The organism is Pseudactinotalea sp. Z1748 (assembly GCF_049725185.1).
In the GTDB taxonomy this organism is placed as follows: domain Bacteria; phylum Actinomycetota; class Actinomycetes; order Actinomycetales; family Beutenbergiaceae; genus CALKWS01.
Genome location: NZ_JBMPQB010000015.1, coordinates 1 through 23667, shown reverse-complemented (window position 1 = coordinate 23667; position 23667 = coordinate 1). Strand labels below are relative to the sequence as shown.

Annotated in this window: 15 protein-coding genes; 9 read left to right on the top strand and 6 right to left on the bottom strand. The window is 67.3% G+C overall.

All coding sequences use genetic code 11. The features are described 5' to 3' along the window. The first annotated feature begins 24 nt into the window (after positions 1 to 24). Complete coding sequence (locus tag ACO0LU_RS19270; protein WP_424790741.1) at positions 25 to 1824, top strand: peptide ABC transporter substrate-binding protein; 1800 nt, start codon at positions 25 to 27, stop codon at positions 1822 to 1824. Positions 1825 to 1873: 49 nt separating this feature from the next. Further along, a complete protein-coding gene (locus ACO0LU_RS19265; protein ID WP_424790740.1) occupies positions 1874 to 5041 on the top strand; it encodes a hypothetical protein in 3168 nt (1055 codons plus the stop codon). 58 nt (positions 5042 to 5099) lie between these two features. Here ACO0LU_RS19265 and ACO0LU_RS19260 read toward each other — a convergent pair whose 3' ends face one another. From ACO0LU_RS19260 to ACO0LU_RS19245, 4 genes are all read right to left on the bottom strand, one after another. Beyond that, positions 5100 to 7958 (bottom strand): FIMAH domain-containing protein, encoded by a 2859-nt coding sequence (locus ACO0LU_RS19260; protein ID WP_424790739.1) that lies wholly within the window; start codon positions 7956 to 7958, stop codon positions 5100 to 5102. 87 nt (positions 7959 to 8045) lie between these two features. Further along, positions 8046 to 10919, bottom strand: a complete 2874-nt coding sequence (locus ACO0LU_RS19255; protein WP_424790738.1) for an FIMAH domain-containing protein — start codon at positions 10917 to 10919, stop codon at positions 8046 to 8048. A 44-nt stretch (positions 10920 to 10963) separates the two neighbouring features. Then, positions 10964 to 12466 (bottom strand): hypothetical protein, encoded by a 1503-nt coding sequence (locus tag ACO0LU_RS19250; RefSeq protein ID WP_424790737.1) that lies wholly within the window; start codon positions 12464 to 12466, stop codon positions 10964 to 10966. A 132-nt stretch (positions 12467 to 12598) separates the two neighbouring features. After that, entirely contained in the window at positions 12599 to 13846 is a 1248-nt protein-coding gene (locus ACO0LU_RS19245; protein ID WP_424790736.1) for a DegT/DnrJ/EryC1/StrS family aminotransferase, read from the bottom strand. A gap of 108 nt (positions 13847 to 13954) precedes the next feature. Between ACO0LU_RS19245 and ACO0LU_RS19240 the strand changes: the two genes are divergently transcribed. Together ACO0LU_RS19240 and ACO0LU_RS19235 are read left to right on the top strand one after the other, a co-directional pair. Then, positions 13955 to 15172, top strand: coding sequence for a DegT/DnrJ/EryC1/StrS family aminotransferase (locus ACO0LU_RS19240; RefSeq protein WP_424790735.1), 1218 nt, complete (start codon positions 13955 to 13957; stop codon positions 15170 to 15172). 26 nt (positions 15173 to 15198) lie between these two features. After that, on the top strand, positions 15199 to 16416 hold the full coding sequence (locus ACO0LU_RS19235; protein ID WP_424790734.1) for an AGE family epimerase/isomerase: 1218 nt from the start codon (positions 15199 to 15201) through the stop codon (positions 16414 to 16416). Positions 16417 to 16598: 182 nt separating this feature from the next. Here ACO0LU_RS19235 and ACO0LU_RS19230 read toward each other — a convergent pair whose 3' ends face one another. Both ACO0LU_RS19230 and ACO0LU_RS19225 read right to left on the bottom strand, forming a co-directional pair. Next, complete coding sequence (locus ACO0LU_RS19230; RefSeq protein ID WP_424790733.1) at positions 16599 to 17585, bottom strand: Gfo/Idh/MocA family protein; 987 nt, start codon at positions 17583 to 17585, stop codon at positions 16599 to 16601. Next, a complete protein-coding gene (locus ACO0LU_RS19225) occupies positions 17582 to 18613 on the bottom strand; it encodes a Gfo/Idh/MocA family protein (RefSeq protein ID WP_424790732.1) in 1032 nt (343 codons plus the stop codon). Before ACO0LU_RS19225 ends, ACO0LU_RS19230 begins: the two co-directional genes overlap by 4 nt. 146 nt (positions 18614 to 18759) lie before the next feature. Here ACO0LU_RS19225 and ACO0LU_RS19220 point away from each other — a divergent pair, with 146 nt between their 5' ends. The 5 genes from ACO0LU_RS19220 to ACO0LU_RS19200 all read left to right on the top strand — a co-directional run. Then, a complete protein-coding gene (locus ACO0LU_RS19220; RefSeq protein WP_424790731.1) occupies positions 18760 to 19611 on the top strand; it encodes a Gfo/Idh/MocA family protein in 852 nt (283 codons plus the stop codon). A gap of 151 nt (positions 19612 to 19762) precedes the next feature. Beyond that, entirely contained in the window at positions 19763 to 19951 is a 189-nt protein-coding gene (locus ACO0LU_RS19215; RefSeq protein ID WP_424790730.1) for a Gfo/Idh/MocA family oxidoreductase, read from the top strand. Positions 19952 to 20028: 77 nt separating this feature from the next. Beyond that, a complete protein-coding gene (locus ACO0LU_RS19210; RefSeq protein ID WP_424790729.1) occupies positions 20029 to 21540 on the top strand; it encodes a hypothetical protein in 1512 nt (503 codons plus the stop codon). 134 nt (positions 21541 to 21674) lie between these two features. Further along, positions 21675 to 22721, top strand: a complete 1047-nt coding sequence (locus ACO0LU_RS19205) for an NAD-dependent epimerase/dehydratase family protein (protein ID WP_424792959.1) — start codon at positions 21675 to 21677, stop codon at positions 22719 to 22721. Further along, a partial coding sequence (locus ACO0LU_RS19200) for a dihydrodipicolinate synthase family protein (RefSeq protein ID WP_424792958.1) occupies positions 22721 to 23667 on the top strand: 947 nt, incomplete at its 3' end. The genes ACO0LU_RS19205 and ACO0LU_RS19200, both read left to right, overlap by 1 nt.

Genomic DNA, 23667 nt, shown 5'->3' with positions numbered 1-23667 from the left:
CCCCCCCCCGGAGATCCTGTGTCAATGTCGACCGCACGTCCGATCCACTCCCGGCTCCGCCTCGCCGCCGTCGCCACCGCCGGCGCGCTCTTGCTGGCTGGCTGCAACCTGTTCGGCAACGGCGATGCCGAAATCGAGGACGATGACGGCGGCGGTACCGCCGCGCAGGCCCAGGGCGGGCACATCACCGTGCAGCTGACCAACTTCGCCCACATCGACCCGCAGTCGATCACCTTCGGGATGTGGCTGGTGCAGATGGGCCTGTTGGAAGGGTTGGTGCTGCAGACCGCTGACGGCACCGACGTTCGCCCCGCGATGGCGCAGGACTGGGACGTCAGCGACGACGGCCTGACCTATACCTTCCACCTGCGGGACGCGAACTGGTCCAACGGCGAGCCGGTCACCGCTGAGGACTTCGCGTGGAGTTACCAGCGCCTGCTCGACCCCGCCCGCGGCACCGGCGGGATCGCCACGGGTGACTCCTCCTATCAAGCGAACCTGGGCATCCTGAACGCCGCGGAGTACAACGCCGGGATCGTGGAGGATTTCGAGGAAGTCGGCATCGAGGCCGTCGACGAAGCCACCCTCGAATTCACCCTGGAGGCGCCCAACCCCGGGTTCATCATGGGCCTGACCTATCCCTCGATGCTGCCCCTGAATCCGGGCGCGGTCGAAGGAGACGACAGTTGGCAGCAGCCGGAGAACTGGGTGGGTAACGGCCCCTACAACCTGGTGGACTGGGTCTCGAACTCCTCCATGCGCCTGGAGCGCAACCCCGAGTACTGGGACAACGACAACGTCGCCCTGGACAGCATCGACGTCCAGCTCATCGAGCAGGGCTCCATCACCACCACAGTGCCGTACGAGAGCGGCGAAGTGGACATCCAAGCACTCGCCGAGCCCGCAGAGGTCACCCGGTTCATCAACGACCCCGAACTCAGTGAGCACCTGATCCTGCTGGAGAACTCCGGCACCACCTACGTCACACCACTGCACAGCCAGAACACGATTCTGCAGGACCAGGAGGTGCGGAGCGCGTTGAACCTGGGCCTGGGCCGGGAGCAGATCGCCGGCATCTCCGAACTCACCGAGCCCGCCGCCACGCTCCTCTCCCCCGCCACGCCTGACTGGGGCGAGGACCTGGCCGCCCACGAGCAGATGTGGGGTGATGAGGCGGTTGCCGAGGCCCAGCGGCTGCTTGCCGAGGCCGGCTACCCCGACGGTGAGGGCTTTCCGAATCTGACGTTGCTCGCCGGGGCCGACTTCCCGCAGCTGGACGCGATCGTGGACACCTGGCAGACCAACCTGGGGATCGATGTCACCAAGGATGTCGTCGAAGTCGGCGTGTACGTGGACCGACGCTATGACACCCACGATGAGGACTACTTCGGACTCTGGTACGGCTCCTTCTCCGGGATCAGTACCTGGCCCTACCAGGTCCAGCAACTCTGGGATCCGAACATGACCCGGGAGGCCGGGCTGGACATCGACTCCTACACCGAGCTCCAGGAGGTCCAGTCCGACGAATCCCTGAGTTCCAGCGAACGCACCGAGGCGGTGGAGCAGATCCGCCACGACGGTACCGAGCCGCTCGCGCGGGAGTTCGCCGAGCGCGTGCTCGACGCCCAGGAGACCGTGGACGAGAACGAGCAGCAGTCGATCCTGCGGGACGCAGCCGCTATCCGTGAACGCTCCGAACTGTTCCTGCCGGTGGTGTGGAACAGCATGTACTACATCGCTCAGCCGCATGTGCAGGGTCTGGAGCTGCGAGCCCAGGCCGACCGCTACTACTTCAAGGATCTGTGGGTGGACGAGGACGCCTAGAGACCAGCCCGCCGTCACCAGGCGGCAGATCGAACGAAGGAGCCCTGCGATGATGCCCGGATCCACACCAGGAATATCGCGACGCGCGATCCTGCAACTGGCTGCTGTAGGTGGCGTCGCCGGCCTGACGGCGGCCCGGTCCCCCGATGCTGCGGCGGCGTTCGGACCTGCTCCCGCGAACCTGACCGGAGGACCGGTGAAGACCCGTGCCACCTACTACACCCCGGAGCGAGTGCAGGCCGCCCGGGCCAATGTGGCCGAACTGGCGTGGGCGGGCCGGCTCCGCGATACGGCGGTGGCGGCGGCGCAGCAGGCCATCGATGCCGGTCCGGAGTGGTTGTGGGAGTCGGTTACCACCCAGGGCCTGCCGCGGAGTTTCGCGGTGAACCAGGACCTGGGTTCACCCATCACGGGAACCGAGATCTTCGAGTACGGCAACTATCCGTGGCTCGCCGATCCGTATGCGCAGCCATGGAAACTCACCGATCCCAGTTCCGGTTACACCTTCCCGACCAATGACTTCGCGGCCTTCTACGCCAGCGCGCTGGACGCGAACGGCAATTTCGACCGTGACCTCGGGGACCCGCAATACCTGGTGAACACCGCCTACCCGGAGCGGGGCCCGGACTGGGGCGTGGACGACGGTTGGGGATGGGTCGACGCCGACGGTGCGAAGTGGACGTTCTGCGCCTACTACAACCATTGGTTCCTCTGGTATGCCCCGTTGCCGGTCGGCGATCACGAATTGACCAGCATCCGGCGAGGGTTGGAGGCCCTACGGGACGCCTACCTCTACACCGGCGATCTGACCTACGCCCATCACGGGATCGTGCTGCTGGATCGGTTCGCCGACGCCTACCCCGCGATGGACACCTCGGTGTACACCGTCGCGGACGGCTACCGGAATTCCGACGGCGGTCGAGGCAGGGGCAAGGCGGTGGGGTCGATCTGGGAGAACGGCCTGGTCGGCAGCCTGATCACCGCGTACGACGCCTTCTACCCGGCCCTGAGCGAGAGTGATGAGGCAGGCGTGCTGGAGTTACTCTCGGCCAAGTCCGAACAGTACGGCCTGGCGCCCAAGGAAACCGTCGCGGACGTCCGCGCCAACATCGAGCACGGCGTGCTGCGCCAGATCTACCCGGCGGTCCGCAGCGCCCGGATCTTCGGCAACTTCGGGATGCACCAGAACACCCTGGCCCAGGCCGCCGTCGTGCTGGACGAGCCGGAGGCCGCGAAGGAATGGCTGGACTTCGTCTTCGCTGCCGGTGGTCTGGTCAACGAGGGCGGGGGCAACTGGTCGGTCACCGGTGGGAACGTCGCCCCCACACTGGTCGACAGCGTGGACCGGGACGGCTGGTACCAGGAGGGCGCGCCCGCCTACAACATCCTGGCCATCAACAACTTGCGGAACATGGCCGACACCCTCGACGGGTTCGACACCTATCCGGTCGCCGACGTCGCCAGTCATCCCAAGTTCGAGGCCATGGTCGCTGCCCGCCCGCGGCTGACCATGCTCTCGGCCTACACCCCCTCGATCGGCAACTCCGGGCAGACGGGCCGGCCGTTCCTGCTTGGCTCGCCCGACGACTACGTGCGCGCCTACGAGCGCTACGGGAACGTCGTCGATGCCCAGATGGCCTATCTGGTCAACGAGAACAGCACCGATGGTCTGCGCTCCGATGTGTTCAGCCCCGACGCCGCCGGCATCGAAGAGCACATTGCAGCGGTGATCGAGCACCACGGCCAACTCTCCCTGGGCAGCGAGGACCTCACCGGTTTCGGTCTGGCGATCCACCGCTCCGGGCACGGAAGCGCCGAACGGGCGATGACCACCTCCTACAGTTCGAATCACTGGCACGGTTATCGCACCGCCCTGGCCCTCGGCCTGTTCGGGCACGGCCTGGATCTGATGCCTGGCATCGGCTCGCCGGAGTTCACCGACACCAATGCGCGCCGGTTCGAGTGGGAGTCGAACACCGTGGCCGCCAATACCGTCGTCGTCGATGCGACTCCACACGCGTCGATGGTGGTAGGCCGTCCCTTGGGCTTCTTCTCCGGCGGTGAGGTGCACATGAGTGACGTCGAGGCACCGGGGGCCTACCCCGAGGCCGAGCGGTACCGGCGCACCACGGTTTTGGTCGACATCGACCCCCAGCACTACTACATCCTGGACGTATTCCGGGTCCGCGGCGGGAGTGAGCATGTCTTCTCCTTCCACACCGCCGAGGGCCCGGCCACCGCGAGCGGGGTCGATCTTGTCGAGCAGCCCACCGGAAGTTACGCCGGTGCGGAAGTCGAACCACCGGACCCGGCGGGCGAGCCCCGCCCGGGAGCCAGCGGGTTCGATTGGCTGGGAAACGTCGAGCGCGGCAGGCCGGAGGGTCCCTTCAGCATCGACTGGGACATCGTGGACACTTACGGCGTGCTCGACGGCGACCCGGACCTGCACGTGCGAATGACGGTGCTGAGCGACGTGGAGGAGGTCGCGCTCGCCGACGGCATTCCACCGCGGAACAAGCCCGGCAACCCCGAGTCGCTGCGCTATGCGTTGCTACGCCGCACCGGCGAGGACCTCGACAGCATGTTCACCTCGGTGTTCGAGCCGTTCGTCGGAGCCAGCGCGATCGCCCGGGTTCGTCCACTGCCCGTTCGTGGTGACGACACGGACGGCGTCGCGGCCGTCGAGGTGGAACTCGCCGATGGCACCAAGCACTGGCTCGTGCACGATCCCGACGGGAGCCGGGAGGTCACCGTCGATGACCGGGTCACGGTCACGGGAACCTTCGTGATCATCCGCTTCGACAGCGACCAGAACGCGGTCAGCATGGACGGCTACGGCATGCAGGACATACGCGACGGCAGTCGGCTGCTCCTCACCGGCCGAGACCGTCTCCAGAACCTGACCGGGGTGGTCACCGAGCGCAGCGAAGAGTTGGATGCCACCGCCACGATGACGGTCCAGTTGGATCCCTCGGTCGCACCGGTGGGTGGGCAGGACCTGGTGGGAAGGTACGCCTACGTCGACGACGACGGGGAGCCGAACGCGGTGTTCCGCATCGCAGCCGCACGCAGCCGGGGTCTGCACCTCGAGCTGGACGTGGACACCACGTTCGTGCGCGAGTACATCGATGCCGCAGATCCGGACGCCGGGTACGTCTACGACGTCGAGCCCGGTAGGCGGGTGCGCATCCCGGCGTCCGCGCACTGGGAGTCGTGACTCAGCACGACTGAGGCGGACGCGCGGGCGCGTCCGCCTCAGTCGTGTTCCCGGCTCCTCAGGTAAGGTCGGCCAGCAAGGTGCGTGCCTGCTCGCGCAGGTCCTGCTGTGCGACCTCACTGAGGGTGTCCGGCCGCTTGGGGTTGTCCAGGTGGCCGATGAACCGCTCCAAGGCGCGTGCGGCCGGGGTGGTGTCCCCGGCCTCCAGGTGCTGTTGCGCCTCCGTAGCCGCACTGGTCAGGCGATTCGTGATCGGCCCGGCCACGTCCCCGGACTCGATGTAACCCTCCAGGCTCGAGGTCAAGGCCTCGATCCCACCGGGCTGCTCACTGGCCTGCGGCACGATACGCAGCAGGGTGGTGGCGGCGTCGCGCGTGTACAGGTTGCCGTAATCGTCGATGGTCAGGAACGGCCCGGCCCCGTCAATCAGCACCTGCAGGTCCTCGGCCGCGCCGGCGCGCAGGGTTCCTGCCGGGTCGAAGCCGAAGACTCGCCCGCCCGCATTGCCGTAGATGGTGCCGTCGGATGCGGTGGTCATCTGGGCATAGTTGCCCGCGATCCGCGAGCCCGGCTTGTGATCATCGAAGACCTCCTCGGTGTGCACCCACTCCAGCGTCTGCGGGTCCATCCCCAGCAGCCAGCCCTCGGCGTAGAACCACACCGTGCCCTCCGCGTCGGTCGCCGAGGCGCTGACCGCCCGAAGGCCGGGCACCGGCAACTCGATCTCCTCGATCTCCTCGGTGCTCCCGTCGAAGACCAGCACGCTGGCCTCCTCCTGCAGCGGCAGGCTGGTGTAGGCGAAGAAGATGTTTCCGCCGCCGAAGATCCGGTCTCCGCTTCCGGTCAGGGTGTCCACGGACTGGTGACCGATCGGACCTTCGATGGTGTGGCACTCACCGGTGTCCAGGTCGAGCCAGCCGAAGGCACCGGCATCGGCAGCCTCCCCGGCCTGGGACCCGAAGTAGATCCGGTCATCGACGCCGAGCAGGCCGTAGGGACGGTTCTGACCGGCGCCGATGGTGCACTCCGCTCTGGGGGCCTGTCCGTCCTCGAGTTCGGCGGCCGTGAAGGAGGTGATCGTCCCGCCCGGGTAGTTGCCCTGGTAGATGCGCCCGTCATGAAGGATCATCTCCTCGGCTTGGCCACCGAGCTGCCAGGACTGTTGCCGGTCCCCACGCATCGGCGATTCCGCGGCGATTCCGCCGCCGAGGTAGCCGGCTGAGTAGATCCGCCCGTCCGCCCCGGTGGCCAGGCTGTTGATCCGGCGGGAGACATCGGGAACGTCCGGGACCTGTTCGACGTCGATCGTCTCGGTATCGATGTTGTAGCGGGTGAGGAACCCGTTCGCGTTGATCCCGACGAGGGTGGCGCCTGGCCACTGCGGGTCATCGAGTTCGACGATGTCCCACTGCCGGGCGAGGATGACCACGTCCTCGGGGAGTTGGGTCTCCTCCCCGGTAAGGATGTTGTAGCGGAACAGCGGCCAGCCCTCGTAGCCGGCCTTGGTGTAGTAGATGTGGTCGTCGTGGATGGGGCTGGAACCGGGGTGGGCCACACCGCGGATCTCATCGACCACCTCGACTTGCAGTTCGCCGTCGTCGGTACGCTCCACGTCGAGCACCACCAGCCAGTCGTTGCCGGCGCTGGTGGCGTCGCCGACCCAGGCCAGCACATGACCCTGGCTCATGACGATGTCCCGGACCTGGACGGAGTCCTGGATCTCCTGATCGAGTAACGGCGCGAGGTTCTCGCACTCGTTCGTGTCGATGCTGCAGGCGAACAGGTTGACCTGATTTCCGGTGCCCACGAACACCGTGCGGCTGGCCTCGTCGTAGCCCATGGAGCGGGTGTAGTTGGCCTCATCGGTGAGCGGCATCTCCCCGAGGATGCCGGTGAACCCCTCGCCCTCGGTGAACGTGTAGACCGAAGCCCCGGGATAGCCGTCGGTTGGCTCTCCCCAGCCGCCACCGTAGGCGTTGCCCTCCTCATCGAAAGCGACGTTGAAAGCGAAACTCCAGGCCGGGATGTCCGGCTGGCCGGCGTTGACCGCCTCCTCCTCCCCGGGTGTGTACAGCCACAACGCGCCGGCACCATAAGTTCCGACGTACACGGTGCCGGTGACCGGGTTCTGGTTCACCGCCCAGCCTCCGGTGGCACCCGGTAGCCGTACCGATCGGGTGACCTCCCGGGTGAGGATGTCCGTGGCAATGAGGATCCCCGGATCGTCCTCGCTGCCGGTGGCCATCCCCCAGATCACGTCCCGGCCGTTCTCATCCACGCCCGCCTCGCTGGAGAAGAACTGCGGGCGCTGATTGATCTGCGCACCGAGGCTGGTGTGCGCGGCGCTGATCAGGACGTTGTCCAGGCTCACCGCGCCGGTGGCGGCGAGTTCAACCTGAACACCGGCGGCGTCCTCCGGCGCGTCCGCGTCCACGCGCAACCGCTCGGGATCGGCATTGCCGCGGGCGGAGTCCAGCACATCCCCGTCACCATCGAGCCAGTGCAGGTTGAGCAGCGCCTCACCCTCCCCGGTCACGTCCGCCCAGGCGGTGTAGCGCACCCCGCCCTCGATCGGTACTGCCTCACCGAGGGCACCGACCTGGTCGCACGCACCGCTCGCATCGATGGCGAGCGCCTGGGCCCCGTCGGTGGACCAGTCCGTCGTGACGGACAACGCCGCAGCGCACTCCTCGCCTGCGACGCCACCGTTGCCGTCCGAGACGCTCCACCCGGCCAGATCCTCCTCGAAACTGTGATTGGTCACGAGCGTGTCCCCGTCAACGACCGGGGGATCGTTCTGCGCGTGCGCCGCTACCGGTGGCACCAGCAGCGCCGCGGACAACAATGCGGCAGCCGCGAGCGCGCCCGCTCGGGGAACGGGAATCTGGTCACGCGTCTTCGCGTCCGATTCAGACATGTCTCTCCTGACTTCGGTGATGTTGATCGAGGTGGTCGGTGTCCGCGCTTGCGCGCCGTGATTCAGCAGCTGATCCGGGCAGGCGGGCTAGGCCAGGCCGTCCAGGATCGTGGCGGCCTGGTCTCGCAGGTCATCGCGGGCCTGGTCGCTGAGGTTGTCTTCCTCCTTCGGGTGATCGAGGTGATCGATGAACCGCTCCAAGGCCCGGACGGCCGGGAGGGTGCGCTCGGCCTCCAGGTGCCGCTGGGCCTGATTGGCCGCACCGGTGAGTTGGTCGGCGATCGGGCCGGCCACGTCCCCGGACTCGAGGTAGGCCTCCAGGCTGGAGACCAGGGCCTGGATCCCACCGGCCGGCTCGGCAACCTCGGGCACGATCCGCAGCAGGTCCGTGACGCCGTGGCTGACGTAGAGGTTGTCGTAGGCGTCCAGTGTCAGGTGCGCACCGGCTCCGTCGAAGAGCACATGCAGGGTGTCCTCCGCCGAACCCGCTCGCGCTGCCCGTTCGGGGTCGAAGGCGAAGACGCGGCCCGCGGCGTTGCCGTAGATGGTGCCGTCCGTGCCCGCCACCATCCGGGCATAGTTGCCCGCGATGCGGTCACCGGGCTTGTGGTCGGGGAAGACCTCCTCGGTATGCGTCCATTCCAGTGTGTCGGGGTCCATTGCCAGCAGCCAACCCTCGGCGTAGAGCCAGACCGTGCCATCTGCGGCAGTGACGACGGCATTGATGGCCCGCAGGTCATCGACGGGCGGTTCGATCTCCTGGATCTCCTCGGAGGCCTCATCGAAAACCATGAGCGTGGCCTCGTCCTGCAGCGGCAGCCCGTCCCAGCTGTAGAAGATGTTCCCGGCACCGAAGACCTTCCCGGCGCCGGATGTCACCGAGTTGATCGACTGGTGACCGATGGGCCCGGCGATAGTGGCGCATTCGCCGGTGGCGGAATCGAACCATCCGAAGGCGCCTCGATCCTGCCCTTCGCCTGCCTGGCTGCCGAAGTAGATCCGGTCGCCCGAACTGTGCAGGGCATAGGGTCGGTTCTGGCCGGCGCCGATCGTGCAGTCGACCCGGGGCTGGGATCCGGCCGCCAGTTCCTCGGCGGTGAAGGAGTTGATCGTGCCACCGGGGTAGATCCCCTGGTATATCCGCCCGTTGTGCTGCAGCATGTGCTCGGCCTGACCGCCCTGCGGGAATGTCTCATGCTGGTCATCGCGCATCGGCACGGCCTTGCCGATGCCCCCGGTGAGGTAGCCGGCGGAGTAGACCCGCCCGTCCTCACCTGTGGCCAGGCTGTTCACCTGTAGCGCCACGTCGGGAATGTTCTCGGCCGTGTTGCTCTCGAGGTTGCCCGTCTCGATGTTGTATTTGACCTGAATCCCGCCGGAGTTCCAGCCGACGACGGTCGGTCCCGGCCACTCGGGATCCTCGAGGTCGATGACGTCCCAACTGCGGGAGAAGATGCCCGTCGGGGCGTCGAGTTGGATCTCCTCTCCGGTGACCACGTTGTAGGAGAACAGCGGATTGCCTGCCTCGTTCATGTTGGCCTTGGCGTAGTAGATGTGATCGTCCACCACCGGTGTGGAGCCGTTGAAGACGACCCCGGCGATCTCATCGACCACGTCAACCTGCAACTCACCGCTGTCATCGCGGTCCACCTGCAGCACGAGCAAGGCGTCGTTGCCGGTGCTCGCACCGTCACCGGCCCAGGCCATCACATAGCCACCGCCGGCCCTCAGGCCGTAGACCCACGGCCGTTCCTGCAACTCCTCACTGAAGAGTGACGTCAGGTCCACGCACTCGCCGTCGTCAATGCCGCAACCGAAGAGGTGCATCTGAGTGCCCGTACCCGCAAAGACGGTGCGGCTGACCTCGTCATAGCCCACGGCACGGGTGTAGTAGGCGTCATCGACGAGCGGCAGGTCACCGAGCACTCCGGTGAAACCCTCTCCCTCGGTGAAGGTGTAGATCGAGGCTCCCGGGTACCCATCGGTCGGCTCACCCCAACCACCGCCGTAGGCGTTGCCCTCCTCGTCGAAGTCCATCTGGTAGGCAAAACTCCAGGCCGGGATATCCGGTCGCCCGACGTTGACCGCCTCCTCCTCCCCCGGGGTGTACAGCCACAGCGCGCCGGCACCGTAGGTCCCGACGTAGACGGTTCCGGTCACAGGATTCTGGTTGATCCCCCACGCGCCTGTCGCACCGGTGAGGCGGACCACCCGCGTGACCTCATCGGTGAGGATGTCGGTCACGGTCATCACCGCCCCCACCGCTGGTTGAGCAGTCGCCACGGCATAGGTGACGGCGCGGCCGTTCTCGTCCACGCCCGCAGTTGACCCGAGATAACTCGCACGATTGGTGATCTGGTCCGCGAGCACGGTGTACTCGGCGCTGATCAGCACGTTGTCGGCGTTAACGACACCCGTGGCGCCGACCTCCACCCGCACCGCGGCCGCGCCCTCGGGGGCGAGCGCAGCCACACGCAACCGACCACCCTGGACCTGACCGCGCTCCCCGGCCCCGTCGATCAGGTCGCCATCGCCGTCAAGCCAGTGCAGTCCCAGCCACGACTGACCCTCGCCGGTCACATCGGCCCACACCGTGTACTGCTGGCCGGGCTCAACCGCGGACGCTCCACTGAGTGCTCCGGCCTGCTCACAGCCATCGATGGCATCGATCGCCAGCGCCTGAGCCCCATCGGTGGACCAGTCCGTGCTGATGGACAACGCATCTTCACACGCCGCACCGCCGCTGTCCCCATTGCCGTCGGAGAGGCTCCACTCAGCCAGACCCTCCTCGAAGCTGTGATTGCTGATCAACACATCGCCCTCGGCGATCACCGGGGTGGGGTCGGCGTGCGCCGGAGCCCCACCCGGAGGCACGAGCAGCGCAGCCGACAGCAGCCCGGCAGCGGCAAGCACACCACCTACCCGGACCTGGTCACGCTTCTTCTCGACCGAACCGGACATGTCTCTCCTTCGGTGATGCTGGGCGAGGCGTACGGCGTCAGCGCCTACGCGGTGTGGTTCAGGTAGGCGATACCGAGGGCGTGCGAGCCCTGGGAGGGTTCCAGCGGCTCGGCCTCATAGACGCGCCGCACATGATCGTGGATGGCGGGATCCACGTCATCCAGCATGAGCCACCGGGCTGACTGCACCGCGTTGGCCGGCGCGGCGTCCTGGGTCCCGTCCACGCGGAACCAGACCGAGTCCTCATCGCGGATCACGTTCTGGGTAAACGTCGTCGCGAGTTGTTGCCGCATACCGCCGAGGTCCTCGATTCCGGCATCGTGCACGCTCTGGAGGAACTCCAACGTGATGGCGGCGTGGCTGATGTCCTCGGCGACCCGGATGCCGGAGAACCACGGGGTATAGGTGGACAGGTCCTCCTCCACCGTGTACCCGCGGTACTTGGCACCGTAGGGCTGCCAGTACGGCCAGATGATCGCGTCGCCGTCGGACTCCACGCCCGCACGGAAGGATCGCATCATGGCTTCCAGGCGCCTGCGCAGCGAGGCCGTGGGGGTGAGGTGGTAGAGCTCGGCATACACCGCACCCATCGCGTGCCCCTGGTTGTAGGGCTGCATCAGTCCGTCCCACGGAATGGGCGCGTTCCTGGCCCACCAGAAGTCGCCCCGGCCATGCTCATCGACGGCGAACTCCTCCCAGTGGAAGTCCACCGCCTCCTGAACCGCTCGGCGCACACGTGCGGCGAACGCCTGACGCCGGGCGTACCGGGGCGATCCGAGGACGGTGCGCACGTAACGGGCCAACGGTCGCACCACCATGCCGGTGTGCACACTGAAGACGTAGAACTGCGGCTCGAAGTCGATCGAAGAGGCCGCCACCCGGTCGCTTTCGTCGTGACTCTCGCGATGATCGAGGGCGGTCCAGCGCCTGGTCCCGTTGAACAGGGCATGAACCGCGTCGACCACGTAGTCCGGCGAGGCAGGGTCAAGGCTCACGCCCGTGAGCGTCTCGGATGAACTGGGGTGGGAGAGTTCAAGATCGAAGCGCTCACCGGAGACGTTGGTGACAGTCGCGCGGGCCTCCGCGGACCGCACCCCGGCCCAACGGATCTGGATGCCGGGTGACCCGTCGGACAACGCGAACTCGGCGTGTCCGGCCGTGTAGTTGCCGGCGGCGCGCCACCCCGGGCCGGAGACGCCGCGGTAGTCGGTGACACCGCGCGCGGCGTCGGTGCTGGCCAGCACATGGCGCGCCCGCTCCTCGAAGGTGTCCAGGTAGGCCTCGTCCTCGTACCGCTCGTACATCAGCAGCAGGCCGAGGAGATAGTAGGACTCCCCCCAGGCGTACAACCCTGCCTCGTTGTGCTGGGCACCCAGGTCCAGGTAGGCCTGCTCCGCGACGGCGAAGGCTTCCGGCGAGGTGTAGTCCAGCATAGCGGCCGGGGCGGGTGCGCCGAGGGCGTCCGGTGCCCTGCCCAGGAGTGCCAGGGCCAGTGTGGAGGATCCACCGACCATCAGGCTGCGGCGGCTCAGAGTTGGGAGGGACATCATCGACCTTTCCGTCACGCTTCATTTACGGTGATCCCAGGACAGTATTAGAGCCTGACCGTAATGGTCAATAGATCCCGTGGAATCACATGGGCCGGGAGTGCGGCGAACCACCCTCCCGGCCCACCCTGCTCATGGCCGCTTGGCTGCGTGGACCTTCGACAGTGCCGCACCGATGTCCGCGACGTCGTCATCGCTGTAGTTCTCGTTCCAACCGATCACCAGCAGGCGCCGGTCGATCAGATCCTCGGTGTTGGGGCAGAGCCCAGGAGCGTAGTCCGGCACCGCAGTGGCGGGTGGTACCAACAGCGGATACCCGGACTCGCCGTATGTGCGGCGCTCGGTGAACACCGGTGTCAGGTACAGCGGGCGGACGATGTAACCACCATTGGCCGGGATTCCCTCGGCAGCCAGCGCCCTGGCGTAGTCGGGTGCGTCACCTCCTGCGTTCTCAGGATCGATAAAGATCGGGAACTGCCAGTAGACGGTTCCGCGCGGGTCTGCGGCACTGAGGCCGTCCAGGCCGGCGACCGTCCGGGTCAGGAGGGCGGCCGCACGCTGCCGGTCCTCCACCACACCGGCGAGTCGGGGCAGTTGTGCCCGGGCGACGGCCGCCTGCATTTCGGTCATCCGGTAGTTCAGTCCGAGGAACAGGTGGCTGCGCTCATCGGTGTCCCGCGGCCAGGCCTTGTCGGCGAACAATCGGGCCCGTCGGGCCAGATCCACATCATCGGTGATCGTCAGCCCGCCGTCACCGGCGGTGATGTGCTTGGACTGTTGGAGACTGAAGCAACCGATATGGCCCACCGTGCCGGCCAGCGCGGCATCGGGCCCCACCGTCGTCAGGTACGCCTGGGCGCAGTCCTCGATGACGACGATTCCCAACGGGTCCGCCAGCGCGCGCAACTGGGCCACCGGGGCCGGTTGACCGAAGAGGTGGACGACGATGATCGCCTTCGTGCGGTCGGTGATGCGGGCCGCGACGGCGTCGACGTCCAGGTTCCCGCTTGCCGGATCGACATCAGCGAAGACTGGCACCGCGTTCTGCGCCAGGATCGGCAGCACGGTGCCGGCGTCCGACAGACCCGTGGTGATGATCTCGTCACCAGGCTCAGGATCCACCGCGGCTACGGCAAGATGGATGGCCGAAGTCCCCGATCCCGAGGCGACGACATGATCCACGCCGTAGTACTCGGCGAACTCACGCTCGAATTCGCGGGTGACCGGCCCGACGGTGGAGTTGAGTTGGCCGCTCCGCAACACATCGAGTACGGCCTCCTCCTCAGGGGTTCCAATCCGACGGCCGGACGCGTTGGATACGGTCGGAAACGGACGGTCACGGACAGGTTCGCCACCATCGACGGCAAGGCGATTAGGCATCTATGCCTCCTAGATCGGTTGATCGGGCATGACTACCCTATCGACGTTCGCAATTATTGTCGCTAGCCTAATGCCATATCCGGACAGCCGAAATGGAGAACACCCCTGATGACCTCGACGCTCGCTCTGCACGGCGGTTCCGCCGCACTGGCCGATGTGCCTGCCCTGCCTCGCTGGCCCCAAGGCGGACAGGAGGAGGAACAGGCACTCATCGATGTGCTCCGGTCGGGCGCATGGGGCAGCACCCACGGCGATGTGGTGCGCTCCTTCGAAGGCGAGTTCGCGCAGTTCCAACAGACCAAGCACGCGGTCGCCCTCGCCAACGGCACCCTTGCCCTGGCTGCGTCCCTTCGCGCCACCGGGGTGGGCGTGGGTGATGAGGTGATCGTGCCCCCGTACACGTTTATCGCAACCGCATCCGCCGCCCTGTTCGTCGGTGCTATCCCGGTCTTCGCCGATGTCGACGAGCACACCCACCTGCTGGATCCGGGCGCGGCCGAAGCCGCGATCACCGAACGCACCAAGGCAATCATTCCCGTGCACCTGGCCGGAAACGTCGCGGACATGGACGCGTTCGCGGCGATCGGTGCGCGTCACCAGGTGGCCATCATCGAGGACGCGGCCCAGGCAGTCGGGGCCCAGTGGCAGGGACGCGGGGTCGGTGCCGTGGGCGACGTGGGCACCTTCAGTTTCCAGACGTCGAAGAACCTCAGTTCCGGTGAGGGCGGGATCGTCACCACCGACGACGACGCGCTGGCCGCCTCCCTCTACTCGCTGGTCAACGTCGGGCGGGTGCCCGGTGGAGGCTGGTACCAACACGACTCCGTCGGGTACAACCTCCGCCTGACCGAGTTCCAGGCAGCCATCCTGCGGGTCCAGTTGCGCCAGCTCCCCGAGATGCAGAGCAAGCGGGCCGCGAACGACGCCCTGCTCCGCGAACTGCTCTCCGACGTGGACGACGTGCAGATCGCCACCCCGGATCCGCGGGTCACCAGCCACGGGCACCACCTGTTCATCTTCCGAGTGCCCGAACTCGGGGCCCGGGGCAAGCGTGATGCCGCAGTCAAGGCACTCGCAGCCGAAGGTGTGCCCGGGGTCTCGCCCGGCTACGTCCCGTTGCACCGGAACGAGGCGGTGGCCAACGAGAGCCGCGCCCTGACCGAGCGTCTCGGTCAGCCGTTACCGCAAGCGGCCTGCCCGAATGCCGACCGCGTCTCGTCCGACACCATCTGGCTGCCGCAATTCTCGCTGCTCGGCTCCAATGAACAGACCGAGGCGATCGCCACCGCGATCACGAAGGTCGCCGCGGCCAGCAACGATCTCTGACCCCACGCGACCTGGTCGAGGCGATGATGACCCATCAAGCGCGCTCGCAGTTAGAAACTGTCATCCTGCCATTCTGGCTGGAGCGAGGCCTCGATGACCGGCACGGCGGATTCTTCACGTGTTTCGACAACCGTGGGCGGACCTTGGTCTCCACCGACAAGTTCGCGTGGTCACAGGGCCGGTTCGTGTGGCTCCTGGCACGCGCGGTGGATCTGGGCCGGCGCGGATTGCTCGACGTCGACGCCGAAGAGTTGCTGCGCCTGGCGGAACGCGGCGCTCGATTCCTGAGCGACCACGTGATCACGGACGATCACACCACCCGGTACGTCGTCGGCCGCGACGGAGGCACCCCCCAGACCCCCGGGCAGCCCGATCGCAGCGTCTACGCCGACTGGTTCGTATCGCTGGGCTTGGCGGAGGTGGCCCGGCAGTCCGGTGAACCACGCTGGCTCGACCACGCCCTACCCATCCTGGACCGGGCGCGCGCGGACCATCTGGCCGGCGCCGCCCCCACCCCGCCGTACCAGGTACCACCTGGTCACAGCGCCTTCGGTCCGAAGATGCTGCTGGTCAACGCCCTGCTGGTGGCCAGCCAGGCCGCGAGGACGTTCGGCCAGCACAGTCACCTGGAAGCCCAACTCGGCCAGGCCGTCGATGATGCCCTCACCCATCGCCTCCCGGACGGCACCTTCACCGAGATGGTCGGCCCCGACCCCCGGACGCTGGTGAACCGGCATCGCATCCCGGGCCATGCCATCGAAGGCCTCTGGATGATCCTGGAATCGCTGGACCTGCTCGATGACGCCCGCGACCGCTCGCCCCTGCTCGCTTCGATCTCGGCACTATGTGAGTCGGCCTGGGACGCCGAACACGGTGGGCTGTTCCGGTTCACCGATGCCGGCGGCCCGTATCAACCCACGGGCACCCTCACCGGCACTGACTACGAGAACCTGGTGCGCGACACGTGGGCGGTGAAGTTGTGGTGGGTGCACACCGAAGCAGCGGCTACCACGGCGATCGCGGCGCACAGGTACGCAGACGCCGGGGCCGGAGCATGGTTCGAGCGCATCTGGGATTACACGCTTCGCACCTTCCCCGGGGGCGCGGACGGCGCGGAGTGGATTCAGATCCGGGACGTTACCGGACGCCCTCTGGATCAAGTCGTGGCCCTACCGGTCAAGGATCCGTTCCACATCACGCGGAACCTCATGCAGATCCTGGAGTTGTCCGGTCGCGGTCACTGACGCCGAACAGCGCCCACCGTTCCCCTGATTTCCAGGGCGCCGTGCAGTGTCACGGTGCTGGGTTTGGCACCGTCGTCACACGCCGAATTCCGCGCCTCCTCCGTGCCCGCCGATCACCTAGGGTGATCGAGATTCACCGTAACGCCATCGGCGCACCGTCCGGGCCAGGCACCACCGGGGCCTCACCAGTGCTGTTGGCGACCACCCTCGTCCGCACTGCGCTGCGCGAGAAGCGCCACCTTCGTGGCCAGCAGGCTGCTGGCCGTGCTCACCTCGGGTTCGGCTCCGGCATCGATCGCGTCGAAGAAGTACTGCGCCGGACGCTGCGGCTGGCCCAACGGAACATCCCAGGTTCGGCGCTCATGTGTGGTGACACGTAACGAGTGGTAGGCCCAATCCAGTTCCGCGGTCCCTTCCGAACCCGCGATGCGCATCCGATAATGTCCGTGCACATCGGCGGCCTCGGGCCCCAGCCAGTTTGCCTCGATGGTGGCGACCACCCCGCCGGCGTGCAGCAGCACCGCCACGTGGTCGTCGAAACCGGGATGATCCGCGGCCCGGGCGTTGCCGGTCACCGCGCTCACCGAACCACCCGTTGCGCCGGTCAGGGAGAGCACGAGGTCGATGTCGTGCACCGGCAGATCTGCGGCTATCCCGCCGTAGCGCGCGGGATCGAGGAACCAGTCCGGGCGACTGTGCTGACGCAGTTTGTGCGGACCCGTGCTGGCGACGAGGGCAAGTTGTCCGAGGGTGCCCTCCTCGATCAGTTCCCGCAACGCAAGGGTCGCCGGATAGAAGCGCTTCTCGAACACCACCGAGACGTGCTTCCCGCTGCCTCGCACCGCCTCCTCGATCCGCTCCAGGTCCTCCAGGGAGGTGCACAAAGGTTTGTCGGCGAGCACGTGGGCGTCGGCTGCCAGGGCAGCCAGCACGGCGTCGGCACGTTCGGAGTAGATGCCCGCGACCAGCGCTACGTCGAAGTCGAGCTCTGCCACCAGATCCGGCACCGACTCGAACACCGGAACATCGCCAAGATCAGCAAGGAATGCCTCGCGCATCTGCGGGTCTGCTTCAGCCGCGCCCACCAGGTGCAGGTCCGGACGGTGCTGCACTTCCTGCAGGGCGTAATCGACATGCGGGTGGGCCGCGCCCAGGATCGCCACCCTCATGTCAGGTCCTGCGGGCGCACCGCGCGCCCGCTCCGGGCGGATTCGTAGATCGCGCTGATCAGCCGAACCGTATCGGCACCGTCCCTGCCGCTGATCGCGGGCGTGCGCCCGTCTCGGATCGATTCCAGCACATCACGCCACTGGCTCACGTGACCGGCCACCCCGATCGCCGATGGGTCGGACATCCCACTGGCCGCACCGGCCTCATCCTGGGCGAATTCGGGTAACGGCACGTCGATCTCCCAGCGGTGCACCTGCCCCTGTCCGAGTTCGATCGTGCCGCGGTCCAGGTGGAGGGTCACCGTTGCCGGCGCTCCGGGTGGTGTCGCCGTCGAGGTGCTGATCATTCCGAGCGCTCCACCGGCGAACCGCACCGTTGCCACCGTGGTGTCCTCAGCATCCATCTGGTGTCCCAGTGTCCCGAACTGCGCCGTGACCTGCTCCACCGGGCCGCAAAGCCAGTTCAGCAGGTCCACGTTGTGGACACCCTGGTTCATCATCGAACCCCCGCCGGCGTCCATCAGGGATCGCCACGGGGCAGCGGCGTAGTACTCCTCATCGCGCCACCAATGCACATGCGTCGTGGCCAGCCGGAGGGCGCCGAGTTCACCGGCGGCGAGCATCTTCTTCACCGTGGCGTACTCCGGTTCGAGGCGGCGCTGGGACATCACCGCTAACACCAGGCCCCGCGCGGCGGCCAGCGCAACGACTTGCTCCGCCTCTGCCACCGTCAGGGCGAGGGGCTTCTCCACCAGAACGTGCTTTCCCGCGCGCAGCGCCGCGAGCGCTTGCTCCGCGTGCCGATCACTCGGCGAGCAGATCGCGATGACGTCGATGCTCTCGCTCTGCCAGAGATCATCCGGCGCCACCTGCGTGGCCTGCGGCCATCCCGCGTCGGCAGCACGTTGCTGATCCCCGCCGCTGAAAGCGACCAGATGTGCCTGGGTGGATAACTCGCTAAGGGCGCGTGCGTGACTGGTGCCGATATTGCCCAGACCAAGCACCCCTACGCCGACCGGTTCCTGCATCGATGCTCCCGCGGGTTCGGTGTGTGTGGGCCCCAAACGTACGACGGCTCCGGAATTCGCGCAACCGGTTGCAGGGGGAGCCTTGACGTGCAATCGATTGCAGAACAGACTGGCATCTGACCATTCCCTGCAGGAAGGCAACACCCATGCGCGTCGGCTTCGTCGGTACCGAGAACTCTCACGTCAAGCACTTCATCCGCTTCCTCAATCTGGACGGGCGCCACCCGGACTACCGGGCGGTGGCGCTGTCCGGGGGGCGGAGCGAGCACAACGCCGAACTCGCCGAGTACGGTGGCCTCGACGTGATCGTGGACGAGCCGTCCGACCTCGTCGGTCACATCGATGCTGCGATCGTGTGCAACCGGGACGGGGGGCTGCACCGCCGGGCTACGGAGCCGCTGCTGCGCGCCGGAATCCCCGTTCTGGTCGACAAACCGTTGGCGACCACCGTCACCGACGCCAGCGCCATGCTGGACCAGGCCGAGGAGTCGGGATCGACTCTGGTCTCAGCCTCGGCGCTGCGCTTCGTGCCGGAAATCGCCGAGTTCACCTCCGGCGCCGCTGATCGGGGCGCACTGCGACATCTGCATGTCGCCGGCCCTGCAGATCCGGACAGCGAGTACGCGGGCCTCTTCTTCTACGGCATCCATCACGTGGAGACGGCACTGGAGATTCTCGGCAACCCCGTCGTGCGGCCCGGTGACGTCACCGTCCAGGCCGAGCGGCACGGCGACCTCGTCCGGGCCAACACCACCATCGACGATCGGATGGTCACGTTCACCTTCGTCACCCCCTCCGACGGCGGTCAGGCTCCGTTCCACGCCACGGCCGTGCACACCCGTGGGGTCCTTGCGCACAATCTGACCCTCGGCCCGGACTACAACGCGGCTACGCTGGACCACTTCGTCACCGCGATCGGGCAAGGACGCGCTCCGCTGAGCCCCGAGCAGCTCCTCACCCCGGTCGCCATCCTCTCCGCCATCGCCGAGCAACTGTAGATTGACACCCGCGGCCCGGGCGTCGAACCCGGGATCGGCGTCATCGGGCCGGGGATCATCGCAAGCCAGCACGTCGAACCCCTCGCCGACCCCGCCATCCCGGCACGACTGGTGGACGTCCATGACGCCGACAGCGCCATGACGGCGGACTTTGCGCGCCCACGGCCTACCCCGGCCCACCGAGCAGTTGCCCGACTTCCTGGCCGCCCTCCGTGGCGAGAAGCCATCGCTGGTGACCGCGGAGCAGGCGCGCAATGCCGTCGCCTTCATCGAGGCCGTGTACGAATCTGGTCGAACCGGGCGGCCGGTGCAGCCCGCCCCCGTCGACCTGTCGGCCTGATCTGGGACTGCCCCTAGCCCGGCCTTTATTAGTGCGCTACTCTATCGGGACATTCGGACTGTCGTAATGAAGGGCCAATGATGACCACCCTCCCCACACTCAACCGCCGGACCCTGCTCGTCGGGAGCGCCTCGACGTTAGCCCTGGCGCTACTCGGTCGTACCGACACCGCATTCGGGGCACCTTCCCCGCTGGCCACGCTCGACTACACCTCGCCGGAGGCGTTCGCGGTCGCCGAGCAGGCCTACCTGGATCTTGGTGCCGAGCACAACGAGGCCGGCCTGTACGCCTGGGGCGAGTCCTACTACCTGCTCGGACTGCTCCTGATGTTCGAAGCGACGGGTGAGGACCGTTACCTGGACAGGTTCGAGGAGCGCGCCCGGCACGTCATGGACTCGACCGATGAGGCACGCGGCGTCACCGACTACTCCGGGCGCTCCGGGCCGGTGTGGCGTGCCGGCGGCAACTACACCGCCGGCCACGGTGAACTGCTCCTGGAGGATGGCTCACCCGGCATCCAGGTGCGCTGGGCCGGTGGCACCTCCGTGAACGCCACCGCGACGGTGCGCCGGGTGGATGCGGACAGGTTTGATCTCACGCTGTCCCACCCGTCCTCGACCGTCGAACTGACCGGTCTCACCCTTGATCCCAACGCCTCCGACTACGTCGTCGACGCCGTCGGTGATGCCTACGCCCCCGGCGCCCGGTGGACCGCGGTCGACCACAGCGCCGACCGCGGAACCGACCGCAGCCTGACTGAGGGCACGGTGGCATTCGAGCCCCAGTTCTACGCCTTCCCGGTGCACACCGGCATGGTGATCTACCCACTGGCCCGGTACGTGCGCATGGTGCGCACCGACCCGGGGATCCCCGGGACCCGCAACGGCGTGGCCGGCCACCTGTTGACCTTCGTGATGAGGGCGTTGCGGCACCACGAGGACGACTTCCACATCGACGAACGCGGCTACGGCGACTTCCGCTGGCCGCGCGAGGCGCCGGTCCCCTTCGACGGCACGATCCAGCCGCTGAACCAGTCCCACGCCCTGGGCGCCACGTTCGCCGAGTTGAGCCGGGTCGTGGACAACACGCAGTACCGTCGCAACGTCGAAGCGATGCTGCGCAGCCTCCGAGCGTCGCTGCAGGTGCAGGACGGGGCCTACGTCTGGCCGTACTGGCCGGTGCACTCCCACATATACAACGGCTACTCCCGCGAGGACGACGTGTCCACGTACACCCCGTTCTACGGGGCGGTGCGCAGCTGGGAGGACATCAGTCACGGCGCGATCACGCTGGAGTTCATCCAGGCCACCCACGACGCCGGCCTCGCGGACCTGAGCCAGGATCGCGAACTCTTCGCCACCACGTTCATGCAGAACGTGGTCAACGAACCCGACTCGGTGTGGTTCCGTGTGAACGGGGAGGTCGAAGCACTCCCGGCCCAGGCCGTCCAGTCCGCTCGGTGGCTGATGCTGGCTGACCTGGAGCCGGAGATCCACGATCAGGTCCTGCGGGTGTATGAGGCCGAGCCCTTGGAGCCATCACAGGGGTCCCATGCGCTGGGTATCGCCTACCTGAATCACAGCCGGTGAGATCCCGTGGCACGCGGCGGCCTGGCCACCGCGTGCGATAACGCCCGCCCCGCCTCATCCGGCGAGCCGGCCACGGCAGCCGATTGCACCGACTGCGCCTCCCCCACACCACGACCCACTGAGGAGTACACATCATGATCGCATCGCCCCCGGCGGCGCCGCACCCGGCCACTGAGGCCGAGTTGGAGGACTATCTGTCCACCCCGTTGCCCGGGGTGGGGCGGGCCCTTGAGGCTGTTGGGGGTGACGTGGTGTTGTTGGGTGCCGGTGGCAAGATCGGGCCGACGATGGCGATGATGGCCCGGCGTGCCCTGGATGAGGTGGGCTCGGATGCCCGGGTGGTCGCGGTTTCCCGGTTTTCCGATCCCGAGGTGCGCCAGCGGTTGAGCGAGGCCGGCATCGTGGTGCAGTCCGCGGACCTGTCCGAGCCGGGGAACTACGCGGCCCTGCCCGATGCCGCGGCGATGATCTATCTGGCGGCGATGAAGTTCGGCACCACCGGCGCCGAGCACCAGACGTGGTGGTCCAACGCGGCGATGCCCGCCTTGGTAGCCGACCGCTACCGGGGGGTGCCCTCGGTGGTCTACTCCACCGGCAACGTCTACCCGCTGCGTCCGTTATCTGCCGGTGGGTCCACCGAGGACGACGCCCCCGAACCGGTGGGTGAGTACGCCCAGTCCTGCCTGGCTCGTGAGCGCATCTTCTCCCACGCCGCGCACACCTGGAACACCCCGGTGACCATCTTCCGGCTCAACTATGCCTGCGAGTTGCGCTACGGCGTCATCGCCGACCTCGCCACCCAGATCGCCGATGGTGAGCCCGTCGACGTCACCATGCCCGCGGTGAACGTGGTCTGGCAGCAAGATGCCACCGCCTGGGCGCTACGGTCGGTGGAACTGGCCGGCACTCCCCCGCACATCCTCAACGCCACCGGCCCCGAGACCGTCTCGGTGCGCCGCCTGGCTACCTGGCTGGCCGCCGCAATGGGCACCGACGTCGAGTTCGTCGGCACCGAGTCCACCGATGCCCTGCTCTCCGACGCCAGTCACTGCCACGATCTGTACGGCTACCCCACGGTCCCGATGCGCCGCGTGGTGGAGATGGTGGCCCGGTGGGTGACCGAGGGCGGGCGGCAACTGGGCAAGGCCACCAAGTTCCAGCAGCGAGAGGGCAAATTCTGATGAGCACCGACCTGGCCGCACGACTGGGCTCCGGGGTGGTCATCCCAGCCCACCCGTTGGCCCTGGACGAATCCGGCAGCCTCGACCTGACCGCCCAGCGCGCCCTGACCAGGTATTACCTCGATGCCGGCGCCCACGGCCTGGCCGTGGCGGTACACACCACCCAGTTCGAACTGCACCACGACCCCGCCATGCTCACACAGGTGTGGCACCTGGCCGCCGAGACCGCCGCGAACCACCCCTCCGAACCGATCATGGTCGCCGGCCTCACCGGAGACACCCCGGCAGCAGTCGCCGAAGCACAAATCGCCAAGGACCTGGGCTACCACGCGGCCCTGCTCAGCCCGTGGGGCATGAGCAACACCAGTGAACAGACCCTGCTGGAACGAGCCGCCGCCGTCGCTGAGGTGATGCCGGTGATCGGCTTCTACCTCCAACCCGCAGTGGGCGGGGCCCTGCTGAGCCGGGATTACTGGCGCGCCCTGTTCGACATCGAAGCGGTCGTGGGAGTCAAGACCGCCCCGTTCAACCGGTACTGCACCGGCGATGTTGCCCAAACCCTCCTGGAGCATGACCGCTGGGACCAGATAGCGCTTCTGACCGGCAACGACGACGCGATCGTGCATGACCTGATCACCCCCTACCAGCGCACCATCAATGGACAACAACGCCAAATCCGCGCCACCGGCGGCCTACTCGGCCAATGGGCCGTGGGAACCCGCGCCGCAACCCACCAGGTCACCAAGGCCAACCAAGCCGTCACCGCCGGCCAGGTGCCCCTGGAACTGCTCGCTGAAGCATCAGACATGGTCGAGATCAACCACGCCGTCTTCGACGTCGACCACAACTTCGCCGGATGCGTCCCCGGCGTCAACGAAGTACTACACCAACAAGGCCTGATCCCCACCACCACCACCCTGGGCACCGACACACTCTCCCCCGGGCA